The sequence below is a fragment of the Nitrococcus mobilis Nb-231 genome (genome assembly GCF_000153205.1).
GTDB lineage: Bacteria > Pseudomonadota > Gammaproteobacteria > Nitrococcales > Nitrococcaceae > Nitrococcus > Nitrococcus mobilis.
Genome location: NZ_CH672427.1, coordinates 262,375 through 289,294 on the forward strand (window position 1 = coordinate 262,375; position 26,920 = coordinate 289,294).

Genomic DNA, 26,920 nt, shown 5'->3' on the forward strand with positions numbered 1-26,920 from the left:
TCGTCCATGATGGCTGAACGTCGCTCGAGTCTCCTCGAGCCGGCTTACGTTTTGCACCGCCGGGCCTATCGAGAGAGCAGTGCCATAGCCGAGTTGTTCACAGCTGAGCATGGGCGGCTTGGAGTCGTCGCGCGCGGTGTGCGCTCCTCGCGCTCGCGTTGGCGAGCGCTACTGCAGCCGTTTACTCCCTTGTCGGTATCATGGCAGGCGCGAGGTGATTTGGGTACGCTCACCGACGTGGAGTTGCAGTGGCGATCCACCCTGCCGACTGGTCGGCGGCTGGTCAGCGGTTTTTATCTGAATGAGCTTTTGCTGCGTGTGTTGCAGCGGGAGGATCCCTATCCGGAGCTTTTTCAATGCTATGCCGGTGCTGTGCTAATGTTGGCGAGCCGCGGCGCGGAGCAGCCACTGCTGCGTTGTTTCGAGCGGGACCTGCTCGCTGCGATGGGCTATGGCTTATTGCTGAGCCACGATGCGGACGGTAGCCCGATCGAACCACAACGTTGGTATCGCTATGAAATCGATAAGGGGGCGGTGCCCGTGACGGCGCCGCGAGGCCGGTTGGTAGTGCAAGGCGCGACGTTGAGTGCATTGGCCAGCGGTGTGTTCCCGAATGCCGGTGTCGAGGTGCAGGCCCGGCAACTCATGCGAGCCGCATTGCGGCCCCATGTTGGAGAGCGGCCACTGAAGAGTCGTGAACTCTATGCCCAATACCTGGGGGCCAAATCCCAGCCGCAGCCGCGGGGTGATGGGTAACCATGGAAACGACAGGCCAGTCGAATGAAGTTCTGCTCGGTGTCAATATCGATCACGTGGCCACGCTGCGTCAGGCGCGGGGAACCCGTTATCCAGACCCCGTACAGGCGGCGATTGTGGCTGAGCAGGCTGGAGCCAATGCCGTCACGCTGCATTTGCGTGAGGACCGGCGGCACATTCAAGAGCGCGATCTGAGGCTATTACGGGATATCGTGCAGGCCCGTTTGAACCTGGAGATGGCGATGACGGCGGAAATGCTCGAAATCGCCGAGCGCTACCGGCCGCATGACAGCTGCATCGTGCCTGAGCGGCGCGAGGAGTTGACTACCGAGGGCGGGCTCGATGTGCGAGCTCAGCTGGCGCGGACGCGCGAGGCCTGTACTCGGCTTAGGGCGGCCGGTGTGCAGGTGGCACTGTTCATCGACCCGGAAATCGAGCAAATCGACGCAGCGGTAGAGGCGGGTGCGCCCTGCGTTGAGATCCATACTGGGCATTACGCCGAGGCGGCCGAGACCGCTAGCCGCGCGCACGAGCTGGAGCGCATCCGTGCGGCGGTACGCCACGGGCTGCAACGAGGCCTTCAGGTCAACGCAGGGCACGGCCTGAATTATCGCAACGTCAAGCCCGTGGCCGCCTTGGCGGGCTTGGGTACGCTCAACATCGGGCATGCAATCGTCGCGCAGGCGGTATTTGTCGGTTTCGCCACGGCGGTGGGCGATATGAGGCGTTTGATTTTGGAGGCGCGGGCTTGGCGATCGTCGGGATAGGTGCCGATGTGGTGGATACGGAGCGGATCCGAGCAATATGGGGGCGCCACGGCCAACGCTTTGCACAACGCATCCTTACCTTAGCCGAGCGCGCGGAATGGAACGGGCTGGAAGTCGGTTTCCTGGCGCGCCGTTTTGCCGTTAAGGAGGCGGCGGCCAAGGCGCTCGGTAGCGGTATCGCGGCGGGTGTCACCTTCCGCGATATGGAGCTCGGGCATGACCATCGTGGCCGGCCGCTGCTACACTTTACTGGCGCGGCGTGGCAGCGCAGCAGGGTGCTTGGGGTGACCTCAGTGCATGTGAGTATTAGCGACGAAAGGACACTCGCTCTGGCTTTCGTCATTTTGGAATCCCAGCCGCTTTGAGATCGGCCAGCTGATTGCTCGGTTCGAGGCACGCTTGCCGCTACAGCAGGAGGGGAAACGCCGGCGCACGGTGGTGGTTGGGCGCCATCAGATCATGCGCGTAGGCGGGGGCCGGGGCTGGCGATCGCTGTCCAGTTGCTGGTCGATTTCGGCCAACAGCCGTTTCATGCCGCCGATGATCGCGTGACGCTTGCCCTTGATCAGCGCCTCTTCCAGGTTTCGACAGGCCCCCTGCAAGGGCGGTAAGCGGCAGATGCTGGCGGCGCCGTGCAACCGGTGCACCTGCTCGCGCAGGCGCGCCATGTCGTCGCTTCGATAGGCATTGCGAATACGCCGGCGGTGCTCGGGGAGCTCTACCCGAAGCATTTGCTTTAACTCCGCTTCCAGCAGATCTCCACGAGCAGCAGGATCGCCGTAGGATGTCACGGCTTGGTTGTTTGCTTCGTAGGGATCGGCTCGCCAAAAACTGAGCCAGTCTGCCACTTGCTCCTCGGTGATCGGTTTGATCAGGCACCCGTCCATGCCGCCGGCGAGCAGACGCTCGCGTTCACCGGGCATGGCATTGGCGGTAAGGGCGACGATTTTCGGCATGCGCTCGCGTGGATAGAGCTCATGAATTCGTTGCGCAGCTTCTTTACCGCCGAGCCCGGGCATGACTATGTCCATGAAAATGATGTCATAGTTTCGTTCCCGGCAACGTGCCAGCGCTTCGAATCCGTCGCAGGCCTCGTCGACCCAGGCGCCTTGCTGGGCCATGATACTTCGTACCAGCTTGCGGTTGATCGCATTGTCATCGACTACGAGCACCCGCGAGGGGGGGGGCTGGCCGGGTCGCGGCTGCGCCGCGGGGGAGCCCGGCCTCGTCGTGGCGCGCCGTTCGCGGCGCCAGCGGGTTGGGTGCGCCGATCAGTTGGCAGAGTTCCCGGAGAATAGCCTGGCGGCGGCTTGCTCTAGACAGGACGGCGCTGGCGCCGCTTTTATAGAATCTGCGCAGCTGCGCGCGATCGACGGTGCTTGCCAAGATCAGCAGCGGCACGGCAGCGTCGCTGCATCGGCTAACCAGCTCCTTCGGAAGCTCTCTATGCAGTGCCTTACGTGCCACACTTAAGATGGTTGCCTCCCAAGGCCCGTTGTGGTCAAGCCGATCCAGGGCGGCCATTTCATTCGCTACCGGGGTGACGTTTGCCCCCCAGTGTGCCAGCAAATTCTGGGTTGCCTGTTGCGATAGCGGTTCATCATCCAGCAGTAAAAAGAACCGACCCGCCAAAGGGGAAGCGCGTCCAATCGCAGTTGTCGGCGCAATGCTGGGTTGTTTCTGCAAAGACAAGGCGAACCAGAAAGTCGAGCCTTTCTGTGGCTCGCTCTCAAAACCGATCGACCCTCCCATCTGTTCGACGAGTTGCTTGGAAATGATCAAACCGAGCCCGGTGCCGCTACAATGGCTACCTGGCGAACCGCCTGCCTGGCCGAAGGCTCGGAAGAGCTTGCTATGGTCGTTTTCGCCCAATCCGATCCCGGTATCGTTAATCGTTATCCGCAGTGTTGCATCGACGGCGCTCTCCTCTTCGAGGATGACTCGAACGACGATTCGACCCTGCTCGGTGAACTTGATGGCATTATGCAGCAGGTTGGTCAATATTTGCCGGATACGGACGGGGTCGCCGTTGAGCTTGGGGGGTACGTCCGCGTAGATCAGTTGAACCAGTTCGAGCCCCTTGCTATAGGCCGTTGGAGCGAGCAGCGTGATCACCTCTTCGACGCTGTCGCGTACATCAAAAACCATATTGTCGATTTCTAGCTTGCCGGCCTCGATCTTGGAGAAATCCAGGATGTCGTTGATGATGGCCAGCAGATTGGCACAGGAGACCTTGATGGTGTCGACATGATCGCGCTGTTCTGCATCGAGCGGGCTGTGCTGGAGTAGCTCGGCGAAACCCACAATGCCGTTGATTGGTGTGCGGATTTCGTGGCTCACCTTGGCAAGGAATTGCGATTTGATCTTGCTCGCCTCGAGTGCACGTCGGCGCGCGACATCGAGTTCCGCGTTTTGCACTTCGAGCGCTCGTAGCGTCTGGCGTAACTCCGAGGTTGTACAATGGATTCGCTCCTCAAAACGATGTTGACGCTGCCGTAAGGCAGTTACCATTGTCTCTACCGCTGTTTCCAGTTGCCCTAGCTGGCCTTGGCAGCCGATCGGTGCCCAGCTCTGCAGAGAATCGCGTTCGAACTTTCGGATTTGTTGAGTCAGTCGACGCATGGGTCTCAGGATGGTGCCGGCGGTGAGTAATGCCAGCAAGCCGGCACAGAATAGGGCAGCCAATGCAAGCAATCCGGGTAAGAGTATCTCCTCCAGTTGGGCACGCGCGGCATTGGTTACCGGCAGCTCGATTTCCAGGCTGCCAAGCGGGGCGGCGGGTAACGCGCGCAATGAACTCGCAGTGTAGGTGCTCGAGTAGATTCGGAGGACTGCGGCACTCGGCTGCAAGTGTTCACCCGCCGGTAGTACACGCAGCAAATGATTTGCGAGCGTGCCGAGGCGGTCCGCCGTTTTGTGCTGCCTGATGTCGACTAGGATTTGGCCCTGCTGGTCGCGCACCCGGAGCCGAGCAATGCGCTTGCTTTGCACTGCGGCCTGCGCAATGCGCTCTAGCATAGCGCCGTCATTGTACTGCAACGCTCGCTCGATGGCCGGTGCCCATTGCCTGGCGATTCGCTGCGCTTCGGGCGCTAGATTGTTGTTGAAGCGTGCCAAGCGAGCATTTACTAGAAAAACGAGCAATACTACGGCGATGGCGGCAGCGGGAGTCAAGGCCACAAACAGAAATCGAGCTCGAATCCCGCAATACTCCATCTGTCTCTCCCCCAACACAGTGACAGTGCTCGATGTCGGCGCCCATTAGACCCTATGTTTGAACTTGCTCAGCAAGTTAAAACATATCAGTCCCTTGGGGATATCGCGGGATGGTAAATCAAAAATTTTGACACACTAACTAGGATAGCAATCCCTGGGCCCGGGTAGCTGCTGTTCTTCTTAAGCCATTTGCGTTCCATTACAATCGTCGGCTGGAGAGGTTTTCAGTTTGGCCGTGACGTTATCCTGTACAGGGCGTTTCGAAACGCAATTGCGAGTCTGGGCCTAGCGATGAACGTGTTCGCCTTTGACATCGAGACCATCCCCGATCTACAAGCTGGCCGCCGGCTCTACGGCCTCCAGGGGCTTAGTGACGATGCGGTGCTACAGGCCATGCGCTCGCTGCGTCGGCAGCGCGCGGGTGGTTCGGAGTTTCTCCGGCTGCATCTGCAGCGCGTGGTCGTGATTTCTTTGGCAGGTCGCATCGGTGAGCGTTTTTGCATCTGGTCGATCGGCGAGGCGGAGGCCAGCGAGGCCGATGTGTTGGCGCGTTTTTTCGCCGGTATCGAGCGCTATGTGCCCCGGTTGATTTCCTGGAACGGCAGCGGTTTCGATCTGCCGGTACTGCATTATCGTGCCATGATTCACGGCGTTCAGGCACCGCGTTACTGGGATAACGGAGTCGAGGATTCGAGCTTTCGCTGGGACAATTATCTCAACCGCTTTCATGAGCGGCACACCGATCTGATGGACGTGCTCGCCGGGTATCAGGCTCGTGCCAATGCACCGCTCGATGAGATGGCGAGCCTCTGCGGATTGCCGGGCAAGATGGGGATGAGCGGTGCGCAGGTATGGGAGCAGCTGGCGGCCGGGGAGTTCGATTCGGTGCGTGATTATTGTGAGACCGATGCCTTGAACACCTATTTGCTGTATTTACGCTTCGAGCTAATGCGGGGCCGGTTGGATACAGCGGGTTACGCCGAGGAGTGCGAGCGCGTGAAGGAGGCATTACGGCAAAGTGGCAAGCCCCACCTGGATGCTTTTCGTCGCGCTTGGGAGGTTGCCAGTGGTTGACTCGAGCAAAAATGCGATATAGAGCATGAACCAACCACGCCGGAGGCGGTTACCTCAGCAGCCACTCGAGGCCGAAGTGAGTGCGCTTAGCCATGAAGGTCGCGGCATTGCGCACGTGGAAGGTAAGATCACCTTCGTGCGAGGGGCGTTGGCCGGCGAGCGGGTCCGCTTGCGTTATACCAAGCGGCATCGACAATGGGATGAGGGCAAACTGCTCGAAGTGTTGCGCCCCGCGCCCGAGCGGGTCGAGCCGGGCTGCATCCATTTCGGTGTCTGCGGCGGCTGCGCTCTGCAGCATTTGACTCCGCAGCAGCAACTGACTTTCAAAGAAACCGTGGTGCGGGAGAAGCTCCGCCATATGGGTGGCGTGGAGCCAAGCACATGGCTTGCACCCCTGGGCAGCCCGGCCTGGGGCTATCGCCGTAAGGCGCGGCTGGCCGTGAAATACGTGGCGGGCAAAGATGACCGGGTGTTAGTGGGTTTTCGCGAGACCCACAGTACCTTGGTAGCGGATCTGGCGAGTTGCCGCGTGTTGGATCCACGGATAGGGGCGCATATCCCCCAGCTTGCCGAGACGATCAGATGTTTGTCGATCTTCGACCGAGTGCCGCAGATCGAGGTTGCTGCCGGTGATCAGGCCGTGGGGTTGGTATTTCGTAACTTGGCACCTTTTACAGTCGAAGATTATCGGCTACTGAGCGCTTTTGCGCGACAATACGATTTTTACGTCTATGAACAACCGGGCGACAAGGCTTCGGTTCGGCCGATCTGGCCCCGGGCGCCGCAGCTGAGCTACGCACTGCCGGATCACGCCGTCAGTGTGTTCTTTGAGCCCACTGACTTCACTCAAGTCAACCCGGCCGTGAATCATGCATTGGTGGAGCGGGCCATTGCGCTGTTGGCGTTGCAGCCGCAGGATCGTGTTCTCGATCTCTATTGTGGTTTGGGAAATTTCGCGTTTTGCATCGCCCGGCAGGTGGCAAGCGTGGTCGGGTTAGAAGGTGACGACGCGCTGGTGGAGCGAGCCCGAGAGAATGCGGCCCGTAACGCAATTACCAATGTTGTTTTTCAACGAGCGGATCTGAGCCGAGGCATCGCTGAGCTGGCGCATCTACAGCGGGATGGGGTTTCGCGGGTACTGCTCGATCCGCCGCGCTCCGGAGCGGCCGAAGTGCTTGCCGATATCGCCGCCTTGCGTGCCGAGCGTATCGTCTATGTCTCGTGCGGACCATCCACGTTGGCTCGGGATGCAGGGCGCCTCGTCCACGAATATGGCTACCGGCTGGCAGCAGCCGGGGTAATGGATATGTTCCCGCATACGGCCCATGTCGAGTGCATTACGCTGTTTGTTCGTGACCAAGCCGGTGACGTGCCATGAGCCTGCGCTACGATGTCCTCGAGCGTGAAACCGCCTACGAGGGGTACTTTCGGATTGTTCGTTATCGCGTCCGTCACAGCCTTTTCAGCGGTGGGCGCAGCGGTATTTTGAGCCGCGAGTGCTTTGAGCGCGGCGACTCGGTCGGTGTGTTGCCGTACGATCCGGTGCGAGACACCGTTGTTTTGGTCGAGCAGTTTCGCATTGGTGCGTTGGGGGTTGCGCACGGCGGCCCCTGGCTGGTGGAGGCCGTAGCCGGGGTGGTCGAGCCCGGTGAGTCGAGCGAACAGGTCGCCCGTCGTGAACTGCAGGAAGAGGCTGGTTGCGAGCCACAGGAACTCGTGCCGATTTGCCGCTATTTGGTCAGCCCGGGGGGTGCCTCAGAGCAGGTCACACTGTTCTGCGCACGCCTTGATACCGCTGGCGTTGGGGGCATTCACGGGAAGGCGGAGGAGGGTGAGGATATCCGTGTGCACATCGCACCCTTCGAGCAAGCGTTGGCCATGGTTGCAAATGGAGCAATTCATGCGGCGATGCCCATCATTGCCTTGCAGTGGCTCGCGCTTAATCGCGAGCGTCTACAAGCGCTCTGGTGCGGCGACTGACGGCGCGCTGCCTATTTTAGTGCAGGTGTTCCGATCTCCTGCAAGCTTTTAATGCTCACCCCCTGGCCCAGAATGCCTTATGCTGATTTGAGCCAGCGCGAAGGCGGGTGCGGCGGATTTTCTCTGCTGCATAGGAGGTCACCATGTCGCACGATTTCGAACCTGTAGTCGGATATTGGTATCTTCATCTGGATAAGGGGCAAACGTTCGCGGTGGTTGCCTTTGATGAATCGCAAGCCGCAGTCGAGATCCAGCACTACGACGGTGACGTTGAAGAAATCGACCTCGATGCATGGTACGAGATGGAAATCGAGCCCACGATAGCGCCTAAGGATTGGATTGGACCGTTGGATGATATCGAACTCGACGATCTGGGCTACACCGATTTCGCCATGGATGAGAAGGTGGCGGAGGGGGACAGCGATGAGTATTCCGAACGACCCGAAGAGTGGAGCAACGATCCCGAGGCTCGGGAGGCGGCGGCGCGTGACCCGGAGGAGCCCGATCCCCCGGAGGAGAGCATAGAATATGGTGTGGCGTCCGATAGGACCGATCGCTAATCGCTAAGGGTGTGACTGAGCTATATGAAGGCGTACCGTAGAAGACACGGCGGCATGCTTTTAGGTGCTCTGGGCCGTGGGCAGTTCTTCCAGGGCTCTTGCTAAGGCGGATAAACTGGCGCTGCGTAGCAGAACCAACCTCGTTGGAGACTGCTTGCAAAAGTGACGCACGCGCTGCATGGCTCCGTGACTGACACAGTCCACTGGACAGATCACCGCATCGGCACGAGGCAGCACCGAGGCCAAGCGGCCGAGTCCCACCTCGAGGCCGCCGTCGTGGTGCATAAAAAACCAGCCGTTTTGCTCGGCTAGCGCGCGGTAATGTTTGCATAGGCGAACTCGCCCGCCGACATAGAGAAGGCAACGGGTCTCGCAAGGCAGGCCGGTTTGTGGGCAGATTCTAGCCAACCGGCGCGGAGGTGCTGATGGACGCTTACCGCCGCCATTTACCGTGAGCGGTATTTCATTGGGATGCTCTTTTCGATTCGGCGCAACGGTTCCAGCCATACCGTTTGCGCCTGTAAGGGATTGGGGCATGATAACAAGCCATGGTTGAAGCAGAACAAAGGTTCTAATAAAAACAATAATAATTCTTATTTGTGTTGTCAAGTGATTGTGATGCGCCGCGGGCTTTGCTTTGACACATAGGCGGCGCTACAGACTTGCCCAATGAAAGTTCAAGCAAGCCGCTACGAGGGAGGGTCACGAGAAACGCTCGGAGAAGGAAGGTGTGGCGTTCGTGATAAGATAAACGGGTGGCGCTTCATTTTATGATTAGCGCTTCGGCGCCTCTCTCAGGATCGCAGAGAGAGGCGCCACCGATCAAAAGGTCAGTCTCAATCGTTGTCATACCAATCAGGGAACTCACAACGCAGGTCCACCATGACCCGAGCAATTTCCTCTTGCGTATAGGGCTCATGTGCACCGTCTCCTTTGAACTCATCGGCCGGCCATTTTTGTGCCACCTGCTCTGCTAGCTCTTCCTCGGAGTAACTGATAAAAAGTTGCGCGAGTTCTTCACGTGTGTTTTGCCCGCTACCCGTGAGGTGGGTTGCACAGATCGCCCGCAGCCAATCCTCTCGCGTTTCGAAAGGGTAGTCACCAAATACGTAACCCATTGTTTGATCCTCGCAATAGAAATGCCCACCACCGCGCACTCTCTGTTGCCATCGCAGGTATATCGCGCGGTAGCCAATTGCTTGCTCGGCGGCGGCGCATGCCCTTGCCAGTATCCGCCGTCGCCGCCCTTTGCTCGATTTTGTGGTGCGAACGCCGAGTGCTTCGCCGATTCAATCTATAATGATACCAATATTCCAGTGCCTCCCTCGGAGGCGCTAATATGCATTTAGCGCAACCCGTATCCCCCGTCAATGTCAACGTCGACAGCGGTCAGGTGGGCGTATTCTATGCCATACGAAAGCGTGCAGCAGGCCCTCTAACTAGCCTGCCGAGGCTAAAACTAGAGGAGCAGGGCGCAATCAACTCCAACATAATGCTCACGAACCGGCTCATCCGATGCTATAGTGGCCGGCGATCCGTGCCCGATCCATATGTGGTCTACTGGTGGATTAGGGAGAGGGGGGTTGGACCGGCGGTGATATAAGGGGTATTCTGCGCCGCTTCGGCTTGTGAGTCTGTACTGGACAACCGCAGTAGCGATTCGAGGAGTGACTGCAGACGCATCTGCGCGCGTCTATTCCAGCTGTGATGTCTAGTTAACAAGTTTATTTAGAATTTAGAGGCGAACAAAGGTTTACGGGTCCGGGCGGATAGCTAAGGGGCGAGTGACCGGCTCGTTGCCGGAAGCACCCGTGGGAGCGTTCGGAACAGCATTCGAAAATAGAATGTATCGATCTTTATTCTATTCTTAAAAAGATCAATTTTACGATATAAGCATTCCATTAATGAGCAGCTATGCTGCCTGTTTTTTGCCAGGAGGTCGTACGATGCAACCGCCGCAGGATACTACGACGACGGCTGCCGACCGGTCCCCCCACGCGCGTGCGAGCGACAGTGGGCCCCGACGGCGCCTCGCCAATGCCATCCGAGCGCTGAGCATGGATGCTGTGCAGCGCGCCAACGCCGGGCATCCGGGGGCCCCGATGGGCATGGCCGATATTGCCGAGGTGCTGTGGAACGATTTCTTGCGCCATAATCCAGCCAATCCGCGCTGGTTTAATCGGGATCGTTTCATTCTCTCCAACGGCCATGGTGCAATGCTGCTTTACTCCGTGCTGCATTTGAGCGGCTATGAGCTCAGCATGGAGGACATCATGCAGTTTCGCCAGCTGGGCTCCAAAACCCCGGGGCATCCGGAGTACGGCTATACTCCAGGCGTTGAGACGACCACCGGCCCGTTGGGGCAAGGCCTGGCGAATGCGGTGGGAATGGCCATCGCGGAGCGAACCCTGGCGGCGCAGTTCAATCGCCCTGGGCATACCTTGGTGGATCACTACACCTATTGTTTTTTGGGCGATGGCTGTTTGATGGAGGGGGTTTCTCACGAGGTTTGCTCCTTGGCCGGTACATTGCGGCTGGGCAAGTTGATCTGTGTCTACGACGATAACGGCATTTCGATCGACGGCAAAGTCGACGGTTGGTTTACCGATGATACGCCGTTGCGATTTGAGGCCTATGGTTGGCATGTGGTGCGTGATGTGGATGGTCACGACGCCGAAGCAGTGAAACATGCTATTGAGGAGGCGCGTAAGGTCGCTGATCGACCCTCGCTCATCTGTGCCAAAACAATAATCGGTTTTGGCGCGCCGAATGTCTGTGGTACCCACGGCGTGCATGGCGCACCGCTGGGGGGGGATGAAATTCAAGCCACGCGCGAGTTCTTGGGCTGGGAATATCCACCATTTGAAATCCCGGATGATATTTATCGGGACTGGGATGCTCGTTCGCGGGGAGCGCGCTGGGAGACGGAATGGGACGCCGTCCTGGGTGATTATAAGCGGGCGCATCCGGATCTGGCGCGTGAGTTCGAACGGCGCTGCCGTGCCGAGTTGCCGGAGAAATGGTCGCAGCATGCCGCAGAGGCATTGGCACGCGCCAATGAACGTGGAGCCAAGGAGGCGACCCGGAAATCTTCGCAGGCCGCGCTCAACGCTTATGGCCCTTATTTGCCGGAGTTGCTTGGCGGTTCGGCGGACCTCACCGGTTCGAATAACACGAATTGGGATGATTGTACGGCGCTGACCCACAAGGATAGCGATGGGAATTACATCTACTATGGGGTGCGCGAGTTTGGCATGTCGGCCATCATCAACGGGCTCGCGCTCCACGGTGGTTTCATTCCGTATGGTGGAACCTTCCTCGTCTTTTCCGATTATGCGCGCAATGCGTTGCGTATGGCCTCGATCATAGGTGCGCAGAGCATCTTCGTGCTGACCCATGATTCCATTGGTCTCGGCGAGGATGGCCCGACCCATCAGCCGGTGGAGCACGTCGCCTCGCTGCGCTTGATCCCGAACCTCACCGTGTGGCGTCCTTGCGATAGCGTGGAAACAATTGCCGCTTGGCGCTCGGCAATCGAGCGCCGTGATGGCCCCACATGCTTGATTCTTACGCGGCAAAATGTCGCCCATCAAGCCCGTGATGCAAAAATGCTGCAGGCGATCGAGCGTGGAGGCTACGTGCTCCGTGATGCCACCTCGGAGCCGGAAGCGCTCATTATTGCAACCGGTTCCGAAGTCGAACTCGCCGTGGATGCGGCGCAAGCGCTTACTGAGCGCGGCCGCCGGATACGGGTGGTTTCCTTGCCCAGCGTTGAAATCTTTGAGGCACAGGATGCGGCCTATCGCGAGTCGGTTTTACCCTCCCGGTTGACCGCCCGATTGGTTTTGGAAGCGGGTGCCACGCGGCTTTGGGCCTCCTATGCTGGCCCGAAGGGCAAAGTGCTCGGTATCGACCGCTTCGGCGAATCAGCGCCGGCGAATGCACTGTTTCAGCATTTTGGCTTTACCGTCGAGCGGGTCGTTGCCGCCGTGGAAGCATTGTTGTCCGAATAGCCTGGAGTCTACTCGCACTGCGCGATGAACGGCGGTCGTGGTGGGTTGCTGCAACATGTTGGCAGCTTCGCTGCGATCCATCGTTACGACTCTTAAACACCTGCATCCGAACAGTACCTTGGAATTTCAGCCACTTTGAAGAGGAAATCGAGATGGCCCTAATTACCTTGAGGCAGCTGCTTGACCACGCCGCTGATCACAGCTATGGCGTCCCGGCCTTCAATGTCAATAACATGGAACAGGTGCACTCGATCATGGAGGCGGCGGACAAAGCCGACAGTCCCGTGATCATGCAGGCTTCTGCCGGCGCTAGGAAATATGCCGGCGCATCTTTCCTGCGCTATCTGTTCGACGCTGCGGTGCAGCAGTGGCCCCACATACCAATCGTCATGCATCAGGATCATGGTGCCTCCGCGGCGGTATGCTTGCGCTCGATTCAGCTCGGGTTTACTTCGGTGATGATGGACGGTTCTCTGCTCGAGGATATGAAGACCCCGTCCGATTACGATTACAATGTCGATGTGACCCGCCGGGTGGCGGAGATGGCGCATGCGGGTGGTGTCTCCGTGGAAGGCGAGCTCGGCTGTCTCGGCTCGCTTGAGAGCGGCTTGGCTGGGGAGGAAGACGGCTCTGGCGCCGTAGGCAAGCTGACGCGGGAGCAGTTGCTCACCGATCCGGATCAGGCGGCCGACTTCGTGACCAAGACTCAGGCGGATGCGTTGGCGATTGCCATCGGCACCTCGCATGGCGCCTACAAGTTTACCCGACCGCCGACCGGCGAGACGCTCGCAATCGACCGGGTTAAAGAGATCCATGCGCGAATTCCGAATACCCACTTGGTGATGCATGGCTCCTCTTCGGTGCCCCAGGAGTGGCTGGAGGTGATCAATACTTATGGTGGCGACATGGGCTCGACCTATGGTGTGCCCGTTGAAGAGATCGCCGAGGGCATTCGCCATGGAGTGCGCAAGGTGAACATCGATACCGATCTGCGCATGGCTTCCACCGGTGCTATACGTAAGTTCCTGGCGGAGAATCCAGCCGAGTTCGATCCGCGCAAGTTCCTCACGGCCTCGACCAAGGCAATGAAGGAGATTTGCCAGGCGCGCTTCGAGGCTTTTGGCTGTGCGGGTCAGGCCACCAAGATCAAGCCGGTCAGCTTGGAGGCGATGGCGCAGCGCTATGCCAGTAGCTCTTGAGCGAGTGAATGGGGCTGCCGCGCGCCTCCGTTGGGATTGGGAAATCCGTGCTGCCCGCAGGGAGAGTTATTAATGTCCAAACAACACCCGATCGTCGCCATCACCGGCTCCTCCGGAGCCGGTACCTCCACCGTGCGGGGGGCGATGGAGCATATCTTTCGCCGTGACGGTTTCAATGCCGCGGTCATCGAGGGGGACAGCTTTCATCGCTACGATCGTTTTGAGATGCGACGTCAGCTCGAACTCGCACGTGAGGAGGGACGCAACCTCAGCCACTTCGGCCCGGATGGCAATGTCTTCGAAGAACTCGAAGCCTTGTTTCGGGAATACGGTGAGCATGGCACCGGAAAGCGTCGCTACTATCTGCATAATGCGGAAGAGGCGAGTCCCTTCAAGCAAGAACCGGGGACATTCACGCCCTGGGAAGCGCTGCCTGGTGATACGGACTTGCTTTTTTACGAAGGGCTGCACGGCGGGGTAGTCACGGGCGATGTCAATGTCGCTCAGCATGTGGACTTGCTGGTCGGCGTGGTGCCGATTGTCAATTTGGAATGGATCCAAAAGATCCATCGCGACACCTCGGTGCGGGGCTACAGCCCGGAGGCGGTCACTGACACCATTCTGCGGCGTCTGCCTGATTACGTGCATTACATTACGCCTCAGTTCTCTCGTACAGATATCAATTTTCAGCGGGTTCCGACCGTGGATACGTCCAATCCGTTCATTGCGCGGGATATTCCTACATTGGACGAGAGCTTCGTGGTGATTCGTTTTCGGGAGCCACGTAAGACGCAGGTGGATTTCTCTTATTTGCTCAACATGATCGATGACTCCTTTATGTCGCGGCGCAATACCATCGTGGTCCCCGGCGGCAAGATGGGGCTGGCCATGGAGCTGATTACTCAGCCTTTGATCGAGCGACTGGTGCAAAACGGCGCTAATCGGGTACCGGCCTAGGGTTCGGCGTGATCGGAGATAATCGAGGACTGGATCAATGCGTAATCAAGGTAAGTCCCTGACTCAATTCCTCAATGAAGGGGTGCGCCAGGGCTTAGGATTAGAGGCGGATCTTGCCGTGTTGATCGGCGAGATCGCCGCGGTATGTAAGTCGCTCTCTTATGCCACACGGGCGGGAGGTCTCGAAGGAGTGCTCGGTACTGCCGGTACCGAGAATGTCCAAGGGGAGACTCAGCAGAAGCTGGATGTTTTCGCCAATGAAGCGATGCTGGATAGCTTGGGTGCCTCCGAGCACGTGGCGGGGATGGCCTCCGAGGAGTTGACGGATATCCATCCGGTATCGGCCGGCCGCTCGCGTGGGCGCTATCTCGTGGTCTTCGATCCGCTGGATGGTTCCTCAAACATCGATGTCAACGTATCGGTGGGGACCATATTCTCGGTTTTACCGGCCCCAGCAGGGGTTAGCGAGCTTGCGGCCCAGCATTTTCTGCAGCCGGGCCGCGAGCAAGTATGCGCCGGATATGCGCTCTACGGCCCGTCCACCATGCTGGTGTTGACGACCGGGAACGGGGTCGATGGATTTACATTGGATCCGCGAGTGGGTGAATTTATCCTGACGCATCCGCAACGCCGAATCCCGGCCGACACGCGGGAGTTTGCCATCAATATGTCCAACCAGCGGTTTTGGGAGCCTCCGATGCAGCGCTATATCCAAGAGTGTCTGGAGGGTAGCAGCGGGCCGCGTGGCAAGGACTTCAATATGCGTTGGGTGGCTTCGATGGTTGCCGAAATTCACCGTGTGCTGATCCGAGGTGGCATCTTCATGTACCCGTATGACAGCCGTGAACCCAAGCGCCCGGGCCGTTTGCGGCTGATGTACGAGGCAAGTCCCATGGCTATGCTCGTCGAGCAGGCGGGCGGGTCCGCTTCGACTGGTTATAAGCAAATCCTTGATGTGCAGCCGGACGATCTACACCAACGGGTTCCAGTAATTTTGGGCTCACGTAACGAGGTTACCCAGGTGACTTCATATCATACGCAGACAGCAGCCGACGCCGCCAACTAGACATGATGTTTTGACCGATGTCCGTGCTCCCTCTGCCGTCGAACGGTAGTGATCGCGCTGGCAAGAGGCAGGCGCAGAGGCGATTCAGTCGGATTTTGGCGAGCCTGAGAGTTCTATTGACATACCTCGGGCTCGCGCTCTTTCTCGGTCTAGGACAGTAATTGACGGCCAATGAAGCATGAGCTAATTGGCAAACTTTACGCCGAGCAGCCCGATGGACGGCGCATTTCCCTCCATAGCCCCATACCGCAGCGGTTTTCTCGATACCCCTGATGGACAGCAGATTTATTTCGAGGAGAGTGGCAATTCAGCCGGTTTACCCGTTGTCATCGTGCATGGCGGCCCGGGCGCATCGACCCAACCATACCGGCGACGGTTTTTCCGATCGACAGTCTACCGAATCATTGGCTTTGATCAGCGTGGCGCTGGGCACTCGCGCCCAAGTGGTGTGCTAGAGCGGAATACCACTGCGTATCTCCTCGATGACATAGAGGTACTTCGAAAATACCTCGGAATAGAGCGTTGGGTGGTGTTTGGCGGATCTTGGGGGGCGACGCTGGCCCTTTGTTATGCGCAGCGTTACCCCGAGCACGTCCAAGCCTTGTTGGTGCGCGGTACATTGCTCGGGCGGGCACGGGATCTAGAATGGTTTTTTGGCGCCTATGGTGTGGCTTCGATTTTACCGGAAGCCTATCAGCGGTTTCTCGCACCGCTGCCTCCAGCTGCGCGGGATCGGCCAGTGTCGGCGTACGTCGACTTGTTTACCTCGGGCGCGCGGGACATTCGCACGGCCGCGGCCGCGGCATGGGCGCATTGGGAGGCGAGTGTCGCGTACGGACTATTTTGCAAAAAAGCAGGCTACGCGCCTGAACCGCGGCTGGGCGCACAGGCTCCGGACCGCTATGCGATTGCTGCGATGTACGCCCACAACGGTTTCTTTCTCGAGCCGGAATGCGGCGCCCTGCACGATACACGAAATCTCTCGGATGTACCCGGCTTCATCATCCACGGCCGGCTGGATCTTGTCTGTCCAGTGGAGAATGCGATCACTTTGCACCAGGCCTGGCCCAAGGCCGAGCTGCAGGTAATCGAAGAAGCGGGGCATCTGGACATCGAGCCACCGCTCGTGGCCGCATTGGTGGCGGCCAGCGAGGCGATTTTGTCTTGCTGCCACTCTCATCGATAGACGGGTTGCCCATCACCAATCCGCGTAATTATCGAATACCGCCGCTGGAGCTCGATTCGTAGCAGGCTAGCCCATCTTTAACGCTCTCTGCCTGATTTCGGGCTGATTTGGGCGTGTATGCGAAGAGAAGTTATTGATTCGTATAGTGGCGAGGGTGGCGCGCTGGATGTAGTGCCATAATATTTGTTGTTATCCCTTGTGCGGAGCGCCCGCCCACGCTAGCCTCGCGGGCATGTTCATCCGCCGCACCCAGACCCGCAGCACGGCCACCGGCGAGTCGTATGTCACGTATCGTCTGGTGCGCTCCGAGCGGCGCGCCGGTAAGGTCCGCCAGCGCACCCTGTTGAACCTGGGGCGGCACTTCCCAGTGGCGCAGGCACACTGGTCGGCGTTGTGTGCGCGCATCGAGCAACGGCTCAGCGGCCAGGCGGCGCTGTTCGACGAGGAGGGGAAGGGCCTCCCGCTCGCCGTCGAGCGCCAGGCCGAGCGTATTGCGGCGCGGCTGCTCGCCGAGCAGGGCGGTACGCCGGCACCGGCCGATGCTGGCGGTGTACCCGGCGGTGGGGGTGACGTGCAGTCGGTGGACGTGGACTCGCTCTCACTGGTGCGCCCGCGCTCGGTGGGCGTCGAGCAGCTCGCCCTGTGGGCGCTGCGCCAGGCGGGCTTGGAGGAGCAGCTCCAAGCGCTGGGGCTGACCGGCCCGCAACGTGCGGCGGCGCTGGGGCTGATCGTTGCCCGCATGGCCGCCCCGGGCTCGGAGCGGGCGACGTATCAGTGGCTCGCCCGGCGCAGCGGCCTCGGCGAGCTGCTGGAGGTGGACTTCGAGGCGATGAGCCCGATGCAGCTCTACCGTACCTCCGATATCCTGCTGCGCCACCGCGCGGCCCTCGAAGGGCATCTGTTCGCCCGGGTGAGCGATCTGTTCGCGCTCGCCCCGACAATCACGCTCTACGATCTGACCAACACTTACTTCGAGGGCGAGGCACCGGTCAATCCGGCCGCGCGCCACGGCCACTCCAAGGAGCGGCGCAGCGACTGCCCGCTGCTCACCCTGCGCTGTGCTCGATGCTGCGGCTTTGTGCGCCGCTCGCGGGTCTTCGCTGGCAATGCGGCCGAGGCGCAGACCCTCCAGGGGATGCTCACCGGCCTCGCGGCGCCCGCCGGCGCGCTTGTGGTCATGGACCGCGGGGTGGCCACCGAGGCCAACCTCGCCTGGCTGGCCGAGCAGGGCTACCGCTATCTGGTGGTCAGCCGCGAGCGCCGCCGCGCGGTCGATTTTAAAGAGGCCATCACCCTCGACAACGCCGGCGGGCAGGCCGTGGAGCTACTCAAAGTGCCCTCGGCTGATGGCCAGGAGGTGCGCCTGTATTGTCGCTCCGAGGGCCGCGTGCGCAAGGAGCAAGCGATCGCCGGGCGCCTGATGGACCGCTTCGAGGCTGGGCTCGACAAGCTTGCGACCGGACTCAGCCGGCGGGGCACCACCAAGCGCATCGACAAGCTTTGGGAGCGCATCGGGCGGCTCAAGGAGAAAAGCCGCGGCCTCGGCCAGCACTACCACATTGAAGTGATCGCCGGTGACAGCGGCGAGCGCGCCCGTGCGATCCACTGGCAGCGCCTGCCCGTGAAAGGCTCTCTGGTCACCGAGCCGGGCGTCTATTGCCTGCGCAGCAACGAGACCGGCTGGGACGAGAAGACAATGTGGCGCACCTACATCATGCTCACCGACCTTGAGGCGGTCTTCCGAAGCCTGAAATCGGAGCTCGGCCTGCGCCCGATCTTCCATCACAAGGAAGAGCGCGCCGAGGGGCACCTGTTCATCACCGTGCTCGCCTATCAGTTCGTCCAGCTCATCCGCCACTGCCTCGCCGCCCACGGCATCTGCGAGCGTTGGAGCACGCTACGCGATACCCTCGCCGGCCAGTGCCGGGTCACCGCCACGTTCAACCGCGGCGATGGCCGCACCCTGCACGTGCGCAAGGCCACCCGCGCCGAGCCCGATCAGGCGCGAATCTATCAGGCCCTCGGGGCCGATCCCGCCCCGGGCGGCGTGCAGAAAACAATCGTGTGAGCCCGCTGATTTATAAAATGAACGTAATGTAGTGCCACTCGCCGCCGCGGCCGATCTTAACTCTCTGAGTATCGCGAAGTTATTTTTGGGGACGTTAAACTTGGGCTAGCAACGCTAGTACTACAGTTGTAAATAAATACGCTATACTTCGTTATCAGATAGTTGAACGAAGTGGCGGTAGAGATGAACCATTTCCTGACGCTAGAGAGTTTGCGTGAGCAGGCGGGCGCTTGGGAAGCGGAGCTGGGTAGCTGGGTAGGGCAACTGGGTGGCCATGTCAAGCGTGCCGAAGCCCGTGAGCGGGTGGGGGCCTACCTGCGGGGGCTGCTGGGCGAGGTTGAGCGTCGTAATAGCTGGCAGTTATCCGAATACCAGGGTGAAGCCCATCCGTATGGATTTCAGCACTTGCTCAACCGTGCCCGCTGGGACGAGCAAGGCGTGCGCGATGCCGTGCGGCAGCGTGTCTACGAGGCCCTGAAGGATGCCGCCGGGGTGCTGGTGGTGGATGAGACGGGGTTTATAAAAAAGGGCATACACTCGGCGGGAGTGAAACGCCAGTACAGCGGTACGGCGGGTCGGATCGAGAACGCTCAGATCGGTGTATTTCTCGGTTATGCCAGTTGTTGGGGCCAGGGACTACTGGATCGTGCGCTGTTTGTGCCGCGGGAGTGGTCGGAGGATCGTGCGCGTTGCCGCCGGGCGGGTATACCGGACGAGGTGGTTCATCAGCCCAAGACGGAATTGGCCCGGCAGATGTTGGTGCGTGCCTTGGACAGCGGGGTAAGCGCCCGTTGGGTCACAGCCGATGCGCTCTACGGCGATGATTTTCGACTGCGCTGGATGCTGGAGGAGCGCGGCCAAGGGTATGTGCTGGCCGTCAGCCGCAAAGCCTATGTTTGGCAGGGCTGTAAACAACGCAAAGTGGGGGAGCTGTTGGAGGCCTTGAGGGGCGATGCGCAGGCGCGCTGGTCACGGCTCAGTGCCGGGGCCGGTAGTCAGGGTCCCCGGGAGTACGACTGGACCTGCTTAGCGGTCAACCCGCCGCCGTTCGAAGGCTGGCAGCGGGCGGTACTGGTCCGCCGCAGCTTGGACTCCGAGCAGGAGATGCAGGCGTTTTTCATTTTTGCTCCGAACGGAACGGAGCTGGCGGATTTGGCCTTGGCGGCCGGAGCACGGTGGAACATCGAGCGCTGTTTTCAGGAGAGCAAGTCACAGCTGGGACTGGATCAGTACGAGGTGCGCACCTGGACGGGCTGGCACCGGCATATCACTTTGGTGATGGCGGCTTATGCTCTGCTGGTCACGCTGCGGCGGCACCAGTTGAAAAAAAACCTGCTGCTCAGCCTGGGCGGCCAATGCCCGTGGCCCTCTCTGTGGCCGAGCTGCGACGGTGGCTGTGTCTCACTCCCATCGCCTGGCGACGCGGAGGGCCTGAACAGGCGTTACAGTGGTGCCGCTGGCGTTGGCTACACCAACGCCTCGCTCAGTTCTACCACTGGGTGAGACGGCAGCGAATCGCGGGGATCATCGTCGAGATGTCCGTCGATTATTATTTGCAACTGTAGTACAAGAGTTTGTTGACATTCCAGGTTAAAATACACGCCCAACTTTCTGGAGGAGTTGACCACATGGCTCGAAAATGTCTGCGTGATGACCAGTGGCGACGCATTGAGCATTGGTTACCAGGCAAACAGGGTGATCCAGGGCGCAGCGCGGTCGATAACCGCTTGTTCGTGGAGGCGGTCCTGTGGATCGCTCGCACCGGCGCACCGTGGCGCGATCTGCCGCCAGAATTTGGGCCTTGGAACAGTGTGTACAAGCGTTTCTCGCGGTGGGAGACGAAAGGCGTGTGGCATCGCGTATTCGAGGAATTGGCGCAGGATGCTGACTTCGAGGAGCTGTATCTGGATTCCACCGTCGTGCGTGCTCAGCAGCACGCGGCGGGGGTCGTAAAAAAACGCTCTGCATGACGCGATGGTCGTTGACGCCAGGACAGACGCATGACCTCACTGAGGCGGCGGCGTTGATAGAGGGGCTGTACGCTGAGGTGGTGGTAGCGGACAAACCCTATGATGCCGATGCGTTCTTGTCGAACATCGAACGCAGTGGGGTCACCACGGTCATTCCGCCGCGAACCAACCGACGTGATCAGCGCTGCTTTGATCGTCATCGATATCGGGACCGTAATCTTGTCGAACGATTTTCTGTCGCATGAAACACTTCCGTCGCATTGCCACGCGCTATGAGAAACTCGCCAGCCGCTTCTCGGCTTTTGTTGTACTCGTCGCCGCTTTCATATGGCTGGCTTGAATGTCAACACTCCTCAGCTTAGCAGCCGGTTCAGAATGTGCTCGTATACCGCTGAAATCGTGTTGAGCTCCGCTATGCCAGCGTGTTCGTCTACTTGATGGATAGTTTGGTTGATCGGGCCGAGCTCGATCACTTGGGCACCGGTGCTGGCAACAAAGCGACCGTCAGAAGTGCCACCGGCGGTGGACGTTCGAGCGTGGCGGCCGGTCACGTCATGTACCGCCGCCAACGCCGCATCGAGTAGCGGCCCTTGTTCGGTAAGAAAGGGTTGCGCTGATAATCGCCAGTCGATCTGATATTCCAGGTCGTGGCGCTCGAAGGTGTGTTCTACTTCAAAGCGAATGTCCTCCGCAGTCAGCTCCGTGCAATAACGGAAATTGATATCCGCCTGGAGACTGCCTGGTATCACATTAGTGGCTCCAGTGCCGGCATGAATGTTTGAGATTTGCATGGTGGTGGGTGGAAAACTGGCGTTGCCGTTGTCCCAACGGCGGCTCGTAAGCTCCAGCAGCGCAGGGGCGAACTGGTGAATCGGATTGCTCGCGCGCTGGGGGTAGGCGACGTGGCCCTGAATGCCACGCACGGTCAGATGACCGTGCAGGGAGCCCCGACGACCGATCTTGATGGTATCGCCGATCACGACCTCACTGCTCGGCTCGCCCACGAGGCACATGTCGATGCGCTCACCACGCGCGCGCAAAGCCCGAACCACCCGGGCCGTACCATCGATGGCATCCCCTTCCTCATCGCTGGTAATGAGCAGCGCCACAGAGCCACGTAACGGCCCCCGGTTGTCGCCGAGAAACCGCTCACAAGCGGTGACGAAGGCAGCGAGGCTGCCTTTCATGTCGGCCGCGCCACGACCATACAGCTGCCCCTGTCGCAGACTAGGCTCAAAGGGAGGTGTAGTCCATTGCATCTCGGGACCGCTCGGAACTACGTCGGTATGGCCGACGAAGGTAAGCAATGGGCCGCTATTCCCGTAGCGTGCCCAAAGGTTCTTTACCTCGCCGAAGGCCAGATGCTCGCAACGAAAACCCAATGCCTCCAACCGGGTGGCGAGCAGGGTCTGACAGCCCGCATCCTCGGGAGTCAACGACGGTCGGCGGATCAGTTCGCAGGCAAGGTCGATTGTGGGGGTGCGCTCCATAGTGTCGGAATCCTGTGGCGAGGTGTTGCCACTCACGGTCGCAACAGTTCGTTGATGCCGACCTTGGCGCGGGTCTTCTCATCCACCTGTTTGATGATTACTGCGCAGTAGAGGCTATGGCTGCCGTCCCGCGCGGGCAAACTGCCGGGGACTACCACAGCGCCGGGTGGGACACGGCCGTAACTCACCTCGCCCGTTTCGCGGTTGTATATCTTGGTACTTTGGCCGATGTAGACACCCATCGAAATCACGGCTCCGGCACCGACAATGACGCCCTCGACGACCTCCGAGCGTGCGCCGATAAAACAATTATCCTCGATGATGGTCGGATTGGCCTGCAGAGGTTCGAGTACGCCACCGATGCCGACGCCGCCGGAGAGATGGACGTGCTTGCCGATCTGGGCGCAAGACCCGACCGTGGCCCAGGTATCCACCATGGTGCCCGCATCAACATAGGCACCGATGTTGACGTAGGAGGGCATGAGCACCGCACCGGGGGCAATGTAGGCACCGCGGCGCGCCATGGCGGGCGGGACGACCCGCACACTGTTCGCGGCGAGTTCGCGACTGTTGTAGTCCGTGAACTTGAGCGGCACCTTGTCGAAATATTGGGTCAAGCCGTCACGCATAACCTCGTTGTCGTGTAGACGAAAATGCAGCAGCACGGCCTTTTTCAGCCATTGATTGACCCGCCATTCGCCATCGATTTGCTGCGCCACACGGACTTTGCCGGTGTCGAGCAAGTCCAATACTTCAGCGACGGCATCCCGAAGCTCCGGCGTAGCCGCGCGGGGTGAGAGCTCAGTACGTTTCTCGAACGCCGCCTCGATGACGTTTTTCAATTGCTCCATGGCACTCTCCTGTCTGCCGATAGGTTTTTTGCCCACGGATGGATGATAGCCTCCGAGGCGCGGCTTACTGAGCCCGACTGGCTAGGTACTGCAAACGCTGTGGCACCGTCTCGGCCGTCGAGCGCGCAGCAGTATAAGCCAGTCCGGTCGTATTCCGTAACGCCATCAAACGCCATCGGCGCGTTTGCGCAACTCCTCCTCGTCGGTCAGCATCCGTCGCAGCTGCTCCCGCAGACACTGTTGGCTGGCTGTTCCCAGCGCGCGATTGTTGCGGTCGGTGAGGAAGAAGACATCTTCGGCACGCTCACCCATGGTTGAGATTTTGGCATTTTGCAGGCGTACACCGCAGTGAACAAAAGCATAGCCGACTTGAGCGAGCAGGCCAGGACGGTCGCCGGTGATCAGTTCCATAGCGGTCCGGTCATTATGTGGCTCGGCCGTGAATTCGATTTGGGTTTGGGTGCTGAAATGCCGCAACCGGCGCGGCAGGGTTCGGGTCGACGGCTGTGGCAATGGTTTGCCAGGGCACAGCATAGTGCTGAGATGTTCGATAATCTCGCGTTCGCGGTAGCCGGCGGCGATGGGCTTGCCGGTATCCTCCAGCACCAGGTAGCTATCGAGTGTATGGCCATCGTCGGTCGTGATGATGCGCGCGTCTTGAATATCGAGGCCGAGTTGGTTCAGGGCCGTGACGGTTAAGGCAAAGATGTGGTCTCGATCGCGAGTGTAGACGAATACTTCGGTGCCGCCACGGGTACTGATCGGATCGATTAGAATCAGCGGCCGCTGCGCTGCGCCGCCGAGTTTGTGAATGGCGGCCGTATGCCAGGCGATTTCCGCGGCCGAGTAGCGCAGGAAGTAGTCTGCCGTGAAGGGACGCCAAATCGCACGCACGGTCATGTGGTGCAGTCCGCGCCCGCGCAGCGCCTTGCGTGCCTGAGCCTGCGTCTCGCTAATAAGTTCCTCCGCATCGATGGGATTACCCAGACCGCGTCGGATTGCCCGCTGGGTGAGCTGATAGAGTTCCAGCAGCAACGCCTCACGCCAGGAATTCCAAAGTTTGGGATTGGTGCCCCGAATATCACCGATCGTGAGTAGATAAAGGTAGTTGAGATGCTGCAGGTCACCCACCTTGCAGGCAAATTCGTTGATGACTTGCGGATCGCTGATGTCGCGGCGCTGGGCCGTTGACGACAGGAGCAGGTGATGCCGAACCAGCCAAGCCACCAAGCGGCTGTCGTAGCGGCTCAGGCCGTGATGAAGGCAGAACTGGTAGGCATCCTCGGCACCGAGTTCGGAGTGATCACCGCCCCGTCCCTTGGCGATGTCGTGGAACAACCCGGCTAGGTAGAGTAGCTCGGGCTTGGGCAGGCGATTGATCAGGGCGCTGCAGAAAGGGAATTCATGGGCGAACTCCGGTGCGGCGAAACGACGCAGGTTGCGTACCACCATCAAGATATGAGAGTCCACCGTGTAAGCGTGGAATAGGTCGTATTGCATGCGCCCGGTAATATGCCGAATGGCTGGCAGGTAGCGCCCGAGGATGCCGTAGGTGTGCATTCGGCGCAGCTCATGGGTGATCCCACGCGGTCGGCGCAGGATTTCCATGAACAGGCTGCGGCAGCGTAGATCGTTGCGGAACCGTTCGTCGATGAGGTGATGATGTTGGCGGATCAGTCGGATCGTAGCGGCGCGCACGCCTTTGATTTCGGGGTGTTCTTGAATCAACAGAAACACTTCCAGCAGCGCGAACGGATAGCGCCGGAACACATTGGGATGCGTGACTTCGATGAAGCCACGCTTGATCTGGAAGCGCTTGTTCAGCCGCTGGGGTGCCTCGTCTAGGTCGGCGTAGAGGATTACTTCTTGGTAGAGCTGGAGCAGCATTTCGTTGAGGCAGCTCAATCGCATCACGGTACGGTAGTAGCGCTGCATGAGCTGTTCGACGGCGAGCGTGTGCTCGGTGTCGCGGTAGCCGAATTGTTTGGCGAGGGTGACCTGGTAGTCGAAGAGCAGGCGGTCTTCGCGCCGACCGGTGAGCACGTGCAGGGCGAAGCGCAGGTCCCAGAGAAAATATTGGCCACGCATGAGCGTGCGGTACTCGCTCTCGGTAAGAAACGCATGATCCACCAGATCGTGCAGTGTACCGGCGCCGAACTGGCGTTTTGCCACCCAACCGATCATGTGGATGTCGCGCAGACCGCCCGGGCTTTCCTTGAGATTCGGCTCCAGGTTGTGAGCCGTGTCATGGTGTTTTTCGTGGCGGGCGAGCTGTTCGCGCCATTTGGCCTCGAAGAACTGGCGGCTGGGCCAGATCCGATTCGGGCCGGTGGCCTGTACCATGGATTGATATAGGCTTGGGGAGCCGGCGAGCAGGCGGGACTCCATCAGATTGGTGGCGACGGTGATGTCCTGGGTTGCCTCTCGAACACACTCGGTTAAGCTGCGCACGCTGTGTCCGACCTGTAGGCCGATGTCCCAAAGCTGAGTAACGATGTGTTTAAGAGCGCTGTCCAAACGGTTGCCGGCGGAGTCGGCGAGCACGACCAGGAGGTCGGTATCCGAGCCCGGATGAAGCTCCCCTCGACCGTAACCACCCACGGCGACCAGTGCGGCCTGCTCTGCGGCATCGTCTAGGTGAAGATCCCATACCCGGGTAACCAGCGTGTCCACCAGTTCCGCGCGCAGTGTAACCAGTTCGGCCGCGGGCGTGCCTTCCAGAAAGCGGGCACGCAGGATCTGATCGGCGTTGATAAGACTTTGGCGGAGCAGGGGTGTTGCCGGGTGAGACTCCTGCAGGGCTCGGTCTATCGCATCGACATCGAGCAGGTGGCGATCATCGCGAATGCGGGCAGATGTGCGGCTCATCGGCGTGGGGTTTCACCTCGTAGCGTATTTTCTAGCTGGGTAAGAATCTCGTAGCCGTTTTCGGTTACCAACAGCGTATGCTCCCATTGGGCCGAGAGGCTGTGATCTTTGGTGACGACCGTCCAATGATCCTTGAGCAGCCGGGTCTCGCGACGCCCAGCGTTGATCATGGGTTCGATGGTGAAGGTCATTCCCTCCTGAAGGGCCAGTCCTTGGTCGGGCTTGCCGTAATGAAGCACCTGCGGCTCTTCGTGGAAATTGCGCCCGATTCCATGTCCACAGTACTCGCGCACCACTGAGTAACCATGGCTTTCGGTGAACTGCTGAATGGCGTGGCCGATATCGCCTAGCCGAATGCCGGGGCGTACGCGCTCGATCCCTACCATCATACTCTCGTAGGCTACCTCACAGAGCCGGCGGGCCTGAATGGAGGGTTCAGCCACATAGAACATGCGGCTGGTATCCCCATGGTAGTCATCTTTGATCACGGTCACATCGATGTTGATTATGTCGCCGCGTTTGAGCTTTTTCGCACCGGGGATCCCGTGGCAGACCACGTGGTTGACCGAAGTGCAAATCGATTTCGGAAATCCTCGATAATTGAGGGGCGCGGGGATTGCCTCCAGATCGTTGACGATGTACTCGTGACAGATTCGATCGAGCTCCTCGGTGGTTATCCCAGGTTGCACATACGGCTCGATCATGTTCAAAACGGTGGCTGCCAAACGGCCGGCCAGACGCATCTTCTCGATTTCTTCCGGGCTCTTGATGGTAACGGACATTGAGGGAAACCTTGTTTGAGAACGGGCTTTCGATGAGCCACCAATTCAAGCTCGGCCGCAGCCGAGCGAATGGGTGACAAATTGTGGCTGGGTCAGAAATATGGTATAAAGCGCGCG

At 59.7% G+C, this 26,920-nt stretch carries 22 protein-coding genes and 1 pseudogene; 15 read left to right on the forward strand and 8 right to left on the reverse strand.

What is annotated here, in order from left to right:
• Positions 1 to 6 precede the first annotated feature (6 nt).
• The 3 genes from recO to acpS are packed head-to-tail and all read left to right on the forward strand — an operon-like array spanning position 7 to position 1,888.
• Entirely contained in the window at positions 7 to 756 is a 750-nt protein-coding gene (gene recO / locus NB231_RS01165) for a DNA repair protein RecO (RefSeq protein ID WP_004999060.1), read from the forward strand.
• A 2-nt stretch (positions 757 to 758) separates the two neighbouring features.
• A complete protein-coding gene (gene pdxJ, locus NB231_RS01170) occupies positions 759 to 1,523 on the forward strand; it encodes a pyridoxine 5'-phosphate synthase (RefSeq protein WP_004999061.1) in 765 nt (254 codons plus the stop codon).
• Positions 1,505 to 1,888, forward strand: coding sequence for a holo-ACP synthase (gene acpS, locus NB231_RS01175; protein ID WP_004999062.1), 384 nt, complete (start codon positions 1,505 to 1,507; stop codon positions 1,886 to 1,888). Before pdxJ ends, acpS begins: the two co-directional genes overlap by 19 nt.
• A gap of 87 nt (positions 1,889 to 1,975) precedes the next feature.
• Here acpS and NB231_RS01180 read toward each other — a convergent pair whose 3' ends face one another.
• On the reverse strand, positions 1,976 to 2,644 hold the full coding sequence (locus tag NB231_RS01180) for a response regulator (RefSeq protein WP_232210360.1): 669 nt from the start codon (positions 2,642 to 2,644) through the stop codon (positions 1,976 to 1,978).
• Between the two features lie 34 nt (positions 2,645 to 2,678).
• Complete coding sequence (locus tag NB231_RS16535; protein ID WP_004999064.1) at positions 2,679 to 4,739, reverse strand: hybrid sensor histidine kinase/response regulator; 2,061 nt, start codon at positions 4,737 to 4,739, stop codon at positions 2,679 to 2,681.
• A gap of 291 nt (positions 4,740 to 5,030) precedes the next feature.
• On the opposite strand from NB231_RS16535, the gene NB231_RS01190 reads away from it, so the two are divergent.
• The 4 genes from NB231_RS01190 (at position 5,031) to NB231_RS16540 (ending at position 8,353) form a co-directional block, all read left to right on the forward strand.
• A complete protein-coding gene (locus NB231_RS01190) occupies positions 5,031 to 5,813 on the forward strand; it encodes a 3'-5' exonuclease (protein WP_004999065.1) in 783 nt (260 codons plus the stop codon).
• Positions 5,814 to 5,838: 25 nt separating this feature from the next.
• Positions 5,839 to 7,191: a 23S rRNA (uracil(1939)-C(5))-methyltransferase RlmD gene (gene rlmD, locus NB231_RS01195; RefSeq protein WP_004999069.1), complete on the forward strand. Its 1,353-nt coding sequence runs from the start codon at positions 5,839 to 5,841 to the stop codon at positions 7,189 to 7,191.
• The gene (locus NB231_RS01200) at positions 7,188 to 7,793 is read left to right on the forward strand and encodes an NUDIX domain-containing protein (protein ID WP_004999070.1); all 606 of its coding nucleotides are present in this window, start codon (positions 7,188 to 7,190) and stop codon (positions 7,791 to 7,793) included. The genes rlmD and NB231_RS01200 overlap by 4 nt, the downstream gene beginning before the upstream one ends.
• Positions 7,794 to 7,936: 143 nt before the next feature.
• Entirely contained in the window at positions 7,937 to 8,353 is a 417-nt protein-coding gene (locus tag NB231_RS16540) for a DUF6763 family protein (protein ID WP_004999072.1), read from the forward strand.
• 60 nt (positions 8,354 to 8,413) lie between these two features.
• On the opposite strand, the gene NB231_RS01210 is transcribed toward NB231_RS16540, so the two are convergent.
• Both NB231_RS01210 and NB231_RS01215 read right to left on the reverse strand, forming a co-directional pair.
• A complete protein-coding gene (locus tag NB231_RS01210) occupies positions 8,414 to 8,860 on the reverse strand; it encodes a DUF2325 domain-containing protein (RefSeq protein WP_004999073.1) in 447 nt (148 codons plus the stop codon).
• Positions 8,861 to 9,189: 329 nt separating this feature from the next.
• On the reverse strand, positions 9,190 to 9,471 hold the full coding sequence (locus tag NB231_RS01215) for a hypothetical protein (RefSeq protein WP_040661526.1): 282 nt from the start codon (positions 9,469 to 9,471) through the stop codon (positions 9,190 to 9,192).
• An 828-nt stretch (positions 9,472 to 10,299) separates the two neighbouring features.
• On the opposite strand from NB231_RS01215, the gene tkt reads away from it, so the two are divergent.
• The 8 genes and pseudogenes from tkt to NB231_RS17275 all read left to right on the forward strand — a co-directional run bounded on the left by tkt (position 10,300) and on the right by NB231_RS17275 (position 21,152).
• Positions 10,300 to 12,366, forward strand: coding sequence for a transketolase (gene tkt, locus NB231_RS01220; RefSeq protein WP_004999079.1), 2,067 nt, complete (start codon positions 10,300 to 10,302; stop codon positions 12,364 to 12,366).
• A gap of 152 nt (positions 12,367 to 12,518) precedes the next feature.
• A complete protein-coding gene (fba, locus tag NB231_RS01225) occupies positions 12,519 to 13,565 on the forward strand; it encodes a class II fructose-bisphosphate aldolase (RefSeq protein WP_004999082.1) in 1,047 nt (348 codons plus the stop codon).
• Between the two features lie 72 nt (positions 13,566 to 13,637).
• Positions 13,638 to 14,522, forward strand: a complete 885-nt coding sequence (locus tag NB231_RS01230) for a phosphoribulokinase (protein WP_004999084.1) — start codon at positions 13,638 to 13,640, stop codon at positions 14,520 to 14,522.
• A gap of 37 nt (positions 14,523 to 14,559) precedes the next feature.
• Positions 14,560 to 15,588, forward strand: coding sequence for a class 1 fructose-bisphosphatase (locus tag NB231_RS01235; protein WP_004999088.1), 1,029 nt, complete (start codon positions 14,560 to 14,562; stop codon positions 15,586 to 15,588).
• Between the two features lie 214 nt (positions 15,589 to 15,802).
• Entirely contained in the window at positions 15,803 to 16,774 is a 972-nt protein-coding gene (gene pip, locus NB231_RS01240) for a prolyl aminopeptidase (RefSeq protein WP_004999091.1), read from the forward strand.
• 232 nt (positions 16,775 to 17,006) lie between these two features.
• On the forward strand, positions 17,007 to 18,842 hold the full coding sequence (locus tag NB231_RS01245; RefSeq protein WP_004999092.1) for an IS1634 family transposase: 1,836 nt from the start codon (positions 17,007 to 17,009) through the stop codon (positions 18,840 to 18,842).
• Positions 18,843 to 19,025: 183 nt separating this feature from the next.
• A complete protein-coding gene (locus NB231_RS01250; RefSeq protein WP_004999094.1) occupies positions 19,026 to 20,345 on the forward strand; it encodes an IS701 family transposase in 1,320 nt (439 codons plus the stop codon).
• 125 nt (positions 20,346 to 20,470) lie between these two features.
• Positions 20,471 to 21,152, forward strand: a pseudogene (locus tag NB231_RS17275) (IS5 family transposase).
• A gap of 13 nt (positions 21,153 to 21,165) precedes the next feature.
• Here NB231_RS17275 and dapE read toward each other — a convergent pair.
• From dapE to map, 4 genes are all read right to left on the reverse strand, one after another.
• Positions 21,166 to 22,302 (reverse strand): succinyl-diaminopimelate desuccinylase, encoded by a 1,137-nt coding sequence (dapE, locus tag NB231_RS01265; protein ID WP_004999103.1) that lies wholly within the window; start codon positions 22,300 to 22,302, stop codon positions 21,166 to 21,168.
• Positions 22,303 to 22,334: 32 nt separating this feature from the next.
• Complete coding sequence (dapD, locus tag NB231_RS01270) at positions 22,335 to 23,153, reverse strand: 2,3,4,5-tetrahydropyridine-2,6-dicarboxylate N-succinyltransferase (RefSeq protein ID WP_004999106.1); 819 nt, start codon at positions 23,151 to 23,153, stop codon at positions 22,335 to 22,337.
• Positions 23,154 to 23,318: 165 nt separating this feature from the next.
• Positions 23,319 to 26,021: a [protein-PII] uridylyltransferase gene (gene glnD / locus NB231_RS01275; protein ID WP_004999108.1), complete on the reverse strand. Its 2,703-nt coding sequence runs from the start codon at positions 26,019 to 26,021 to the stop codon at positions 23,319 to 23,321.
• Positions 26,018 to 26,803 carry a type I methionyl aminopeptidase gene (map, locus tag NB231_RS01280; protein WP_004999112.1) on the reverse strand — a complete coding sequence of 262 codons (786 nt, stop codon included), beginning with the start codon at positions 26,801 to 26,803 and terminating at the stop codon, positions 26,018 to 26,020. The genes glnD and map overlap by 4 nt, the downstream gene beginning before the upstream one ends.
• Positions 26,804 to 26,920 lie beyond the last annotated feature (117 nt).

What these genes read in the sequence shown, in the direction of transcription:
- recO (WP_004999060.1), top strand. Translation starts at nt 7, where the DNA reads ATGATGGCTGAACGTCGCTCGAGTCTCCTCGAGCCGGCTTACGTTTTG.
- pdxJ (WP_004999061.1), top strand. Translation starts at nt 759, where the DNA reads ATGGAAACGACAGGCCAGTCGAATGAAGTTCTGCTCGGTGTCAATATC.
- NB231_RS01180 (WP_232210360.1), bottom strand. Translation starts at nt 2,644, where the DNA reads ATGGCCCAGCAAGGCGCCTGGGTCGACGAGGCCTGCGACGGATTCGAA.
- NB231_RS16535 (WP_004999064.1), bottom strand. Translation starts at nt 4,739, where the DNA reads ATGGAGTATTGCGGGATTCGAGCTCGATTTCTGTTTGTGGCCTTGACT.
- NB231_RS01190 (WP_004999065.1), top strand. Translation starts at nt 5,031, where the DNA reads ATGAACGTGTTCGCCTTTGACATCGAGACCATCCCCGATCTACAAGCT.
- rlmD (WP_004999069.1), top strand. Translation starts at nt 5,839, where the DNA reads ATGAACCAACCACGCCGGAGGCGGTTACCTCAGCAGCCACTCGAGGCC.
- NB231_RS01200 (WP_004999070.1), top strand. Translation starts at nt 7,188, where the DNA reads ATGAGCCTGCGCTACGATGTCCTCGAGCGTGAAACCGCCTACGAGGGG.
- NB231_RS16540 (WP_004999072.1), top strand. Translation starts at nt 7,937, where the DNA reads ATGTCGCACGATTTCGAACCTGTAGTCGGATATTGGTATCTTCATCTG.
- NB231_RS01210 (WP_004999073.1), bottom strand. Translation starts at nt 8,860, where the DNA reads ATGGCTGGAACCGTTGCGCCGAATCGAAAAGAGCATCCCAATGAAATA.
- NB231_RS01215 (WP_040661526.1), bottom strand. Translation starts at nt 9,471, where the DNA reads ATGGGTTACGTATTTGGTGACTACCCTTTCGAAACGCGAGAGGATTGG.
- tkt (WP_004999079.1), top strand. Translation starts at nt 10,300, where the DNA reads ATGCAACCGCCGCAGGATACTACGACGACGGCTGCCGACCGGTCCCCC.
- fba (WP_004999082.1), top strand. Translation starts at nt 12,519, where the DNA reads ATGGCCCTAATTACCTTGAGGCAGCTGCTTGACCACGCCGCTGATCAC.
- NB231_RS01230 (WP_004999084.1), top strand. Translation starts at nt 13,638, where the DNA reads ATGTCCAAACAACACCCGATCGTCGCCATCACCGGCTCCTCCGGAGCC.
- NB231_RS01235 (WP_004999088.1), top strand. Translation starts at nt 14,560, where the DNA reads ATGCGTAATCAAGGTAAGTCCCTGACTCAATTCCTCAATGAAGGGGTG.
- pip (WP_004999091.1), top strand. Translation starts at nt 15,803, where the DNA reads ATGGACGGCGCATTTCCCTCCATAGCCCCATACCGCAGCGGTTTTCTC.
- NB231_RS01245 (WP_004999092.1), top strand. Translation starts at nt 17,007, where the DNA reads ATGTTCATCCGCCGCACCCAGACCCGCAGCACGGCCACCGGCGAGTCG.
- NB231_RS01250 (WP_004999094.1), top strand. Translation starts at nt 19,026, where the DNA reads ATGAACCATTTCCTGACGCTAGAGAGTTTGCGTGAGCAGGCGGGCGCT.
- dapE (WP_004999103.1), bottom strand. Translation starts at nt 22,302, where the DNA reads ATGGAGCGCACCCCCACAATCGACCTTGCCTGCGAACTGATCCGCCGA.
- dapD (WP_004999106.1), bottom strand. Translation starts at nt 23,153, where the DNA reads ATGGAGCAATTGAAAAACGTCATCGAGGCGGCGTTCGAGAAACGTACT.
- glnD (WP_004999108.1), bottom strand. Translation starts at nt 26,021, where the DNA reads ATGAGCCGCACATCTGCCCGCATTCGCGATGATCGCCACCTGCTCGAT.
- map (WP_004999112.1), bottom strand. Translation starts at nt 26,803, where the DNA reads ATGTCCGTTACCATCAAGAGCCCGGAAGAAATCGAGAAGATGCGTCTG.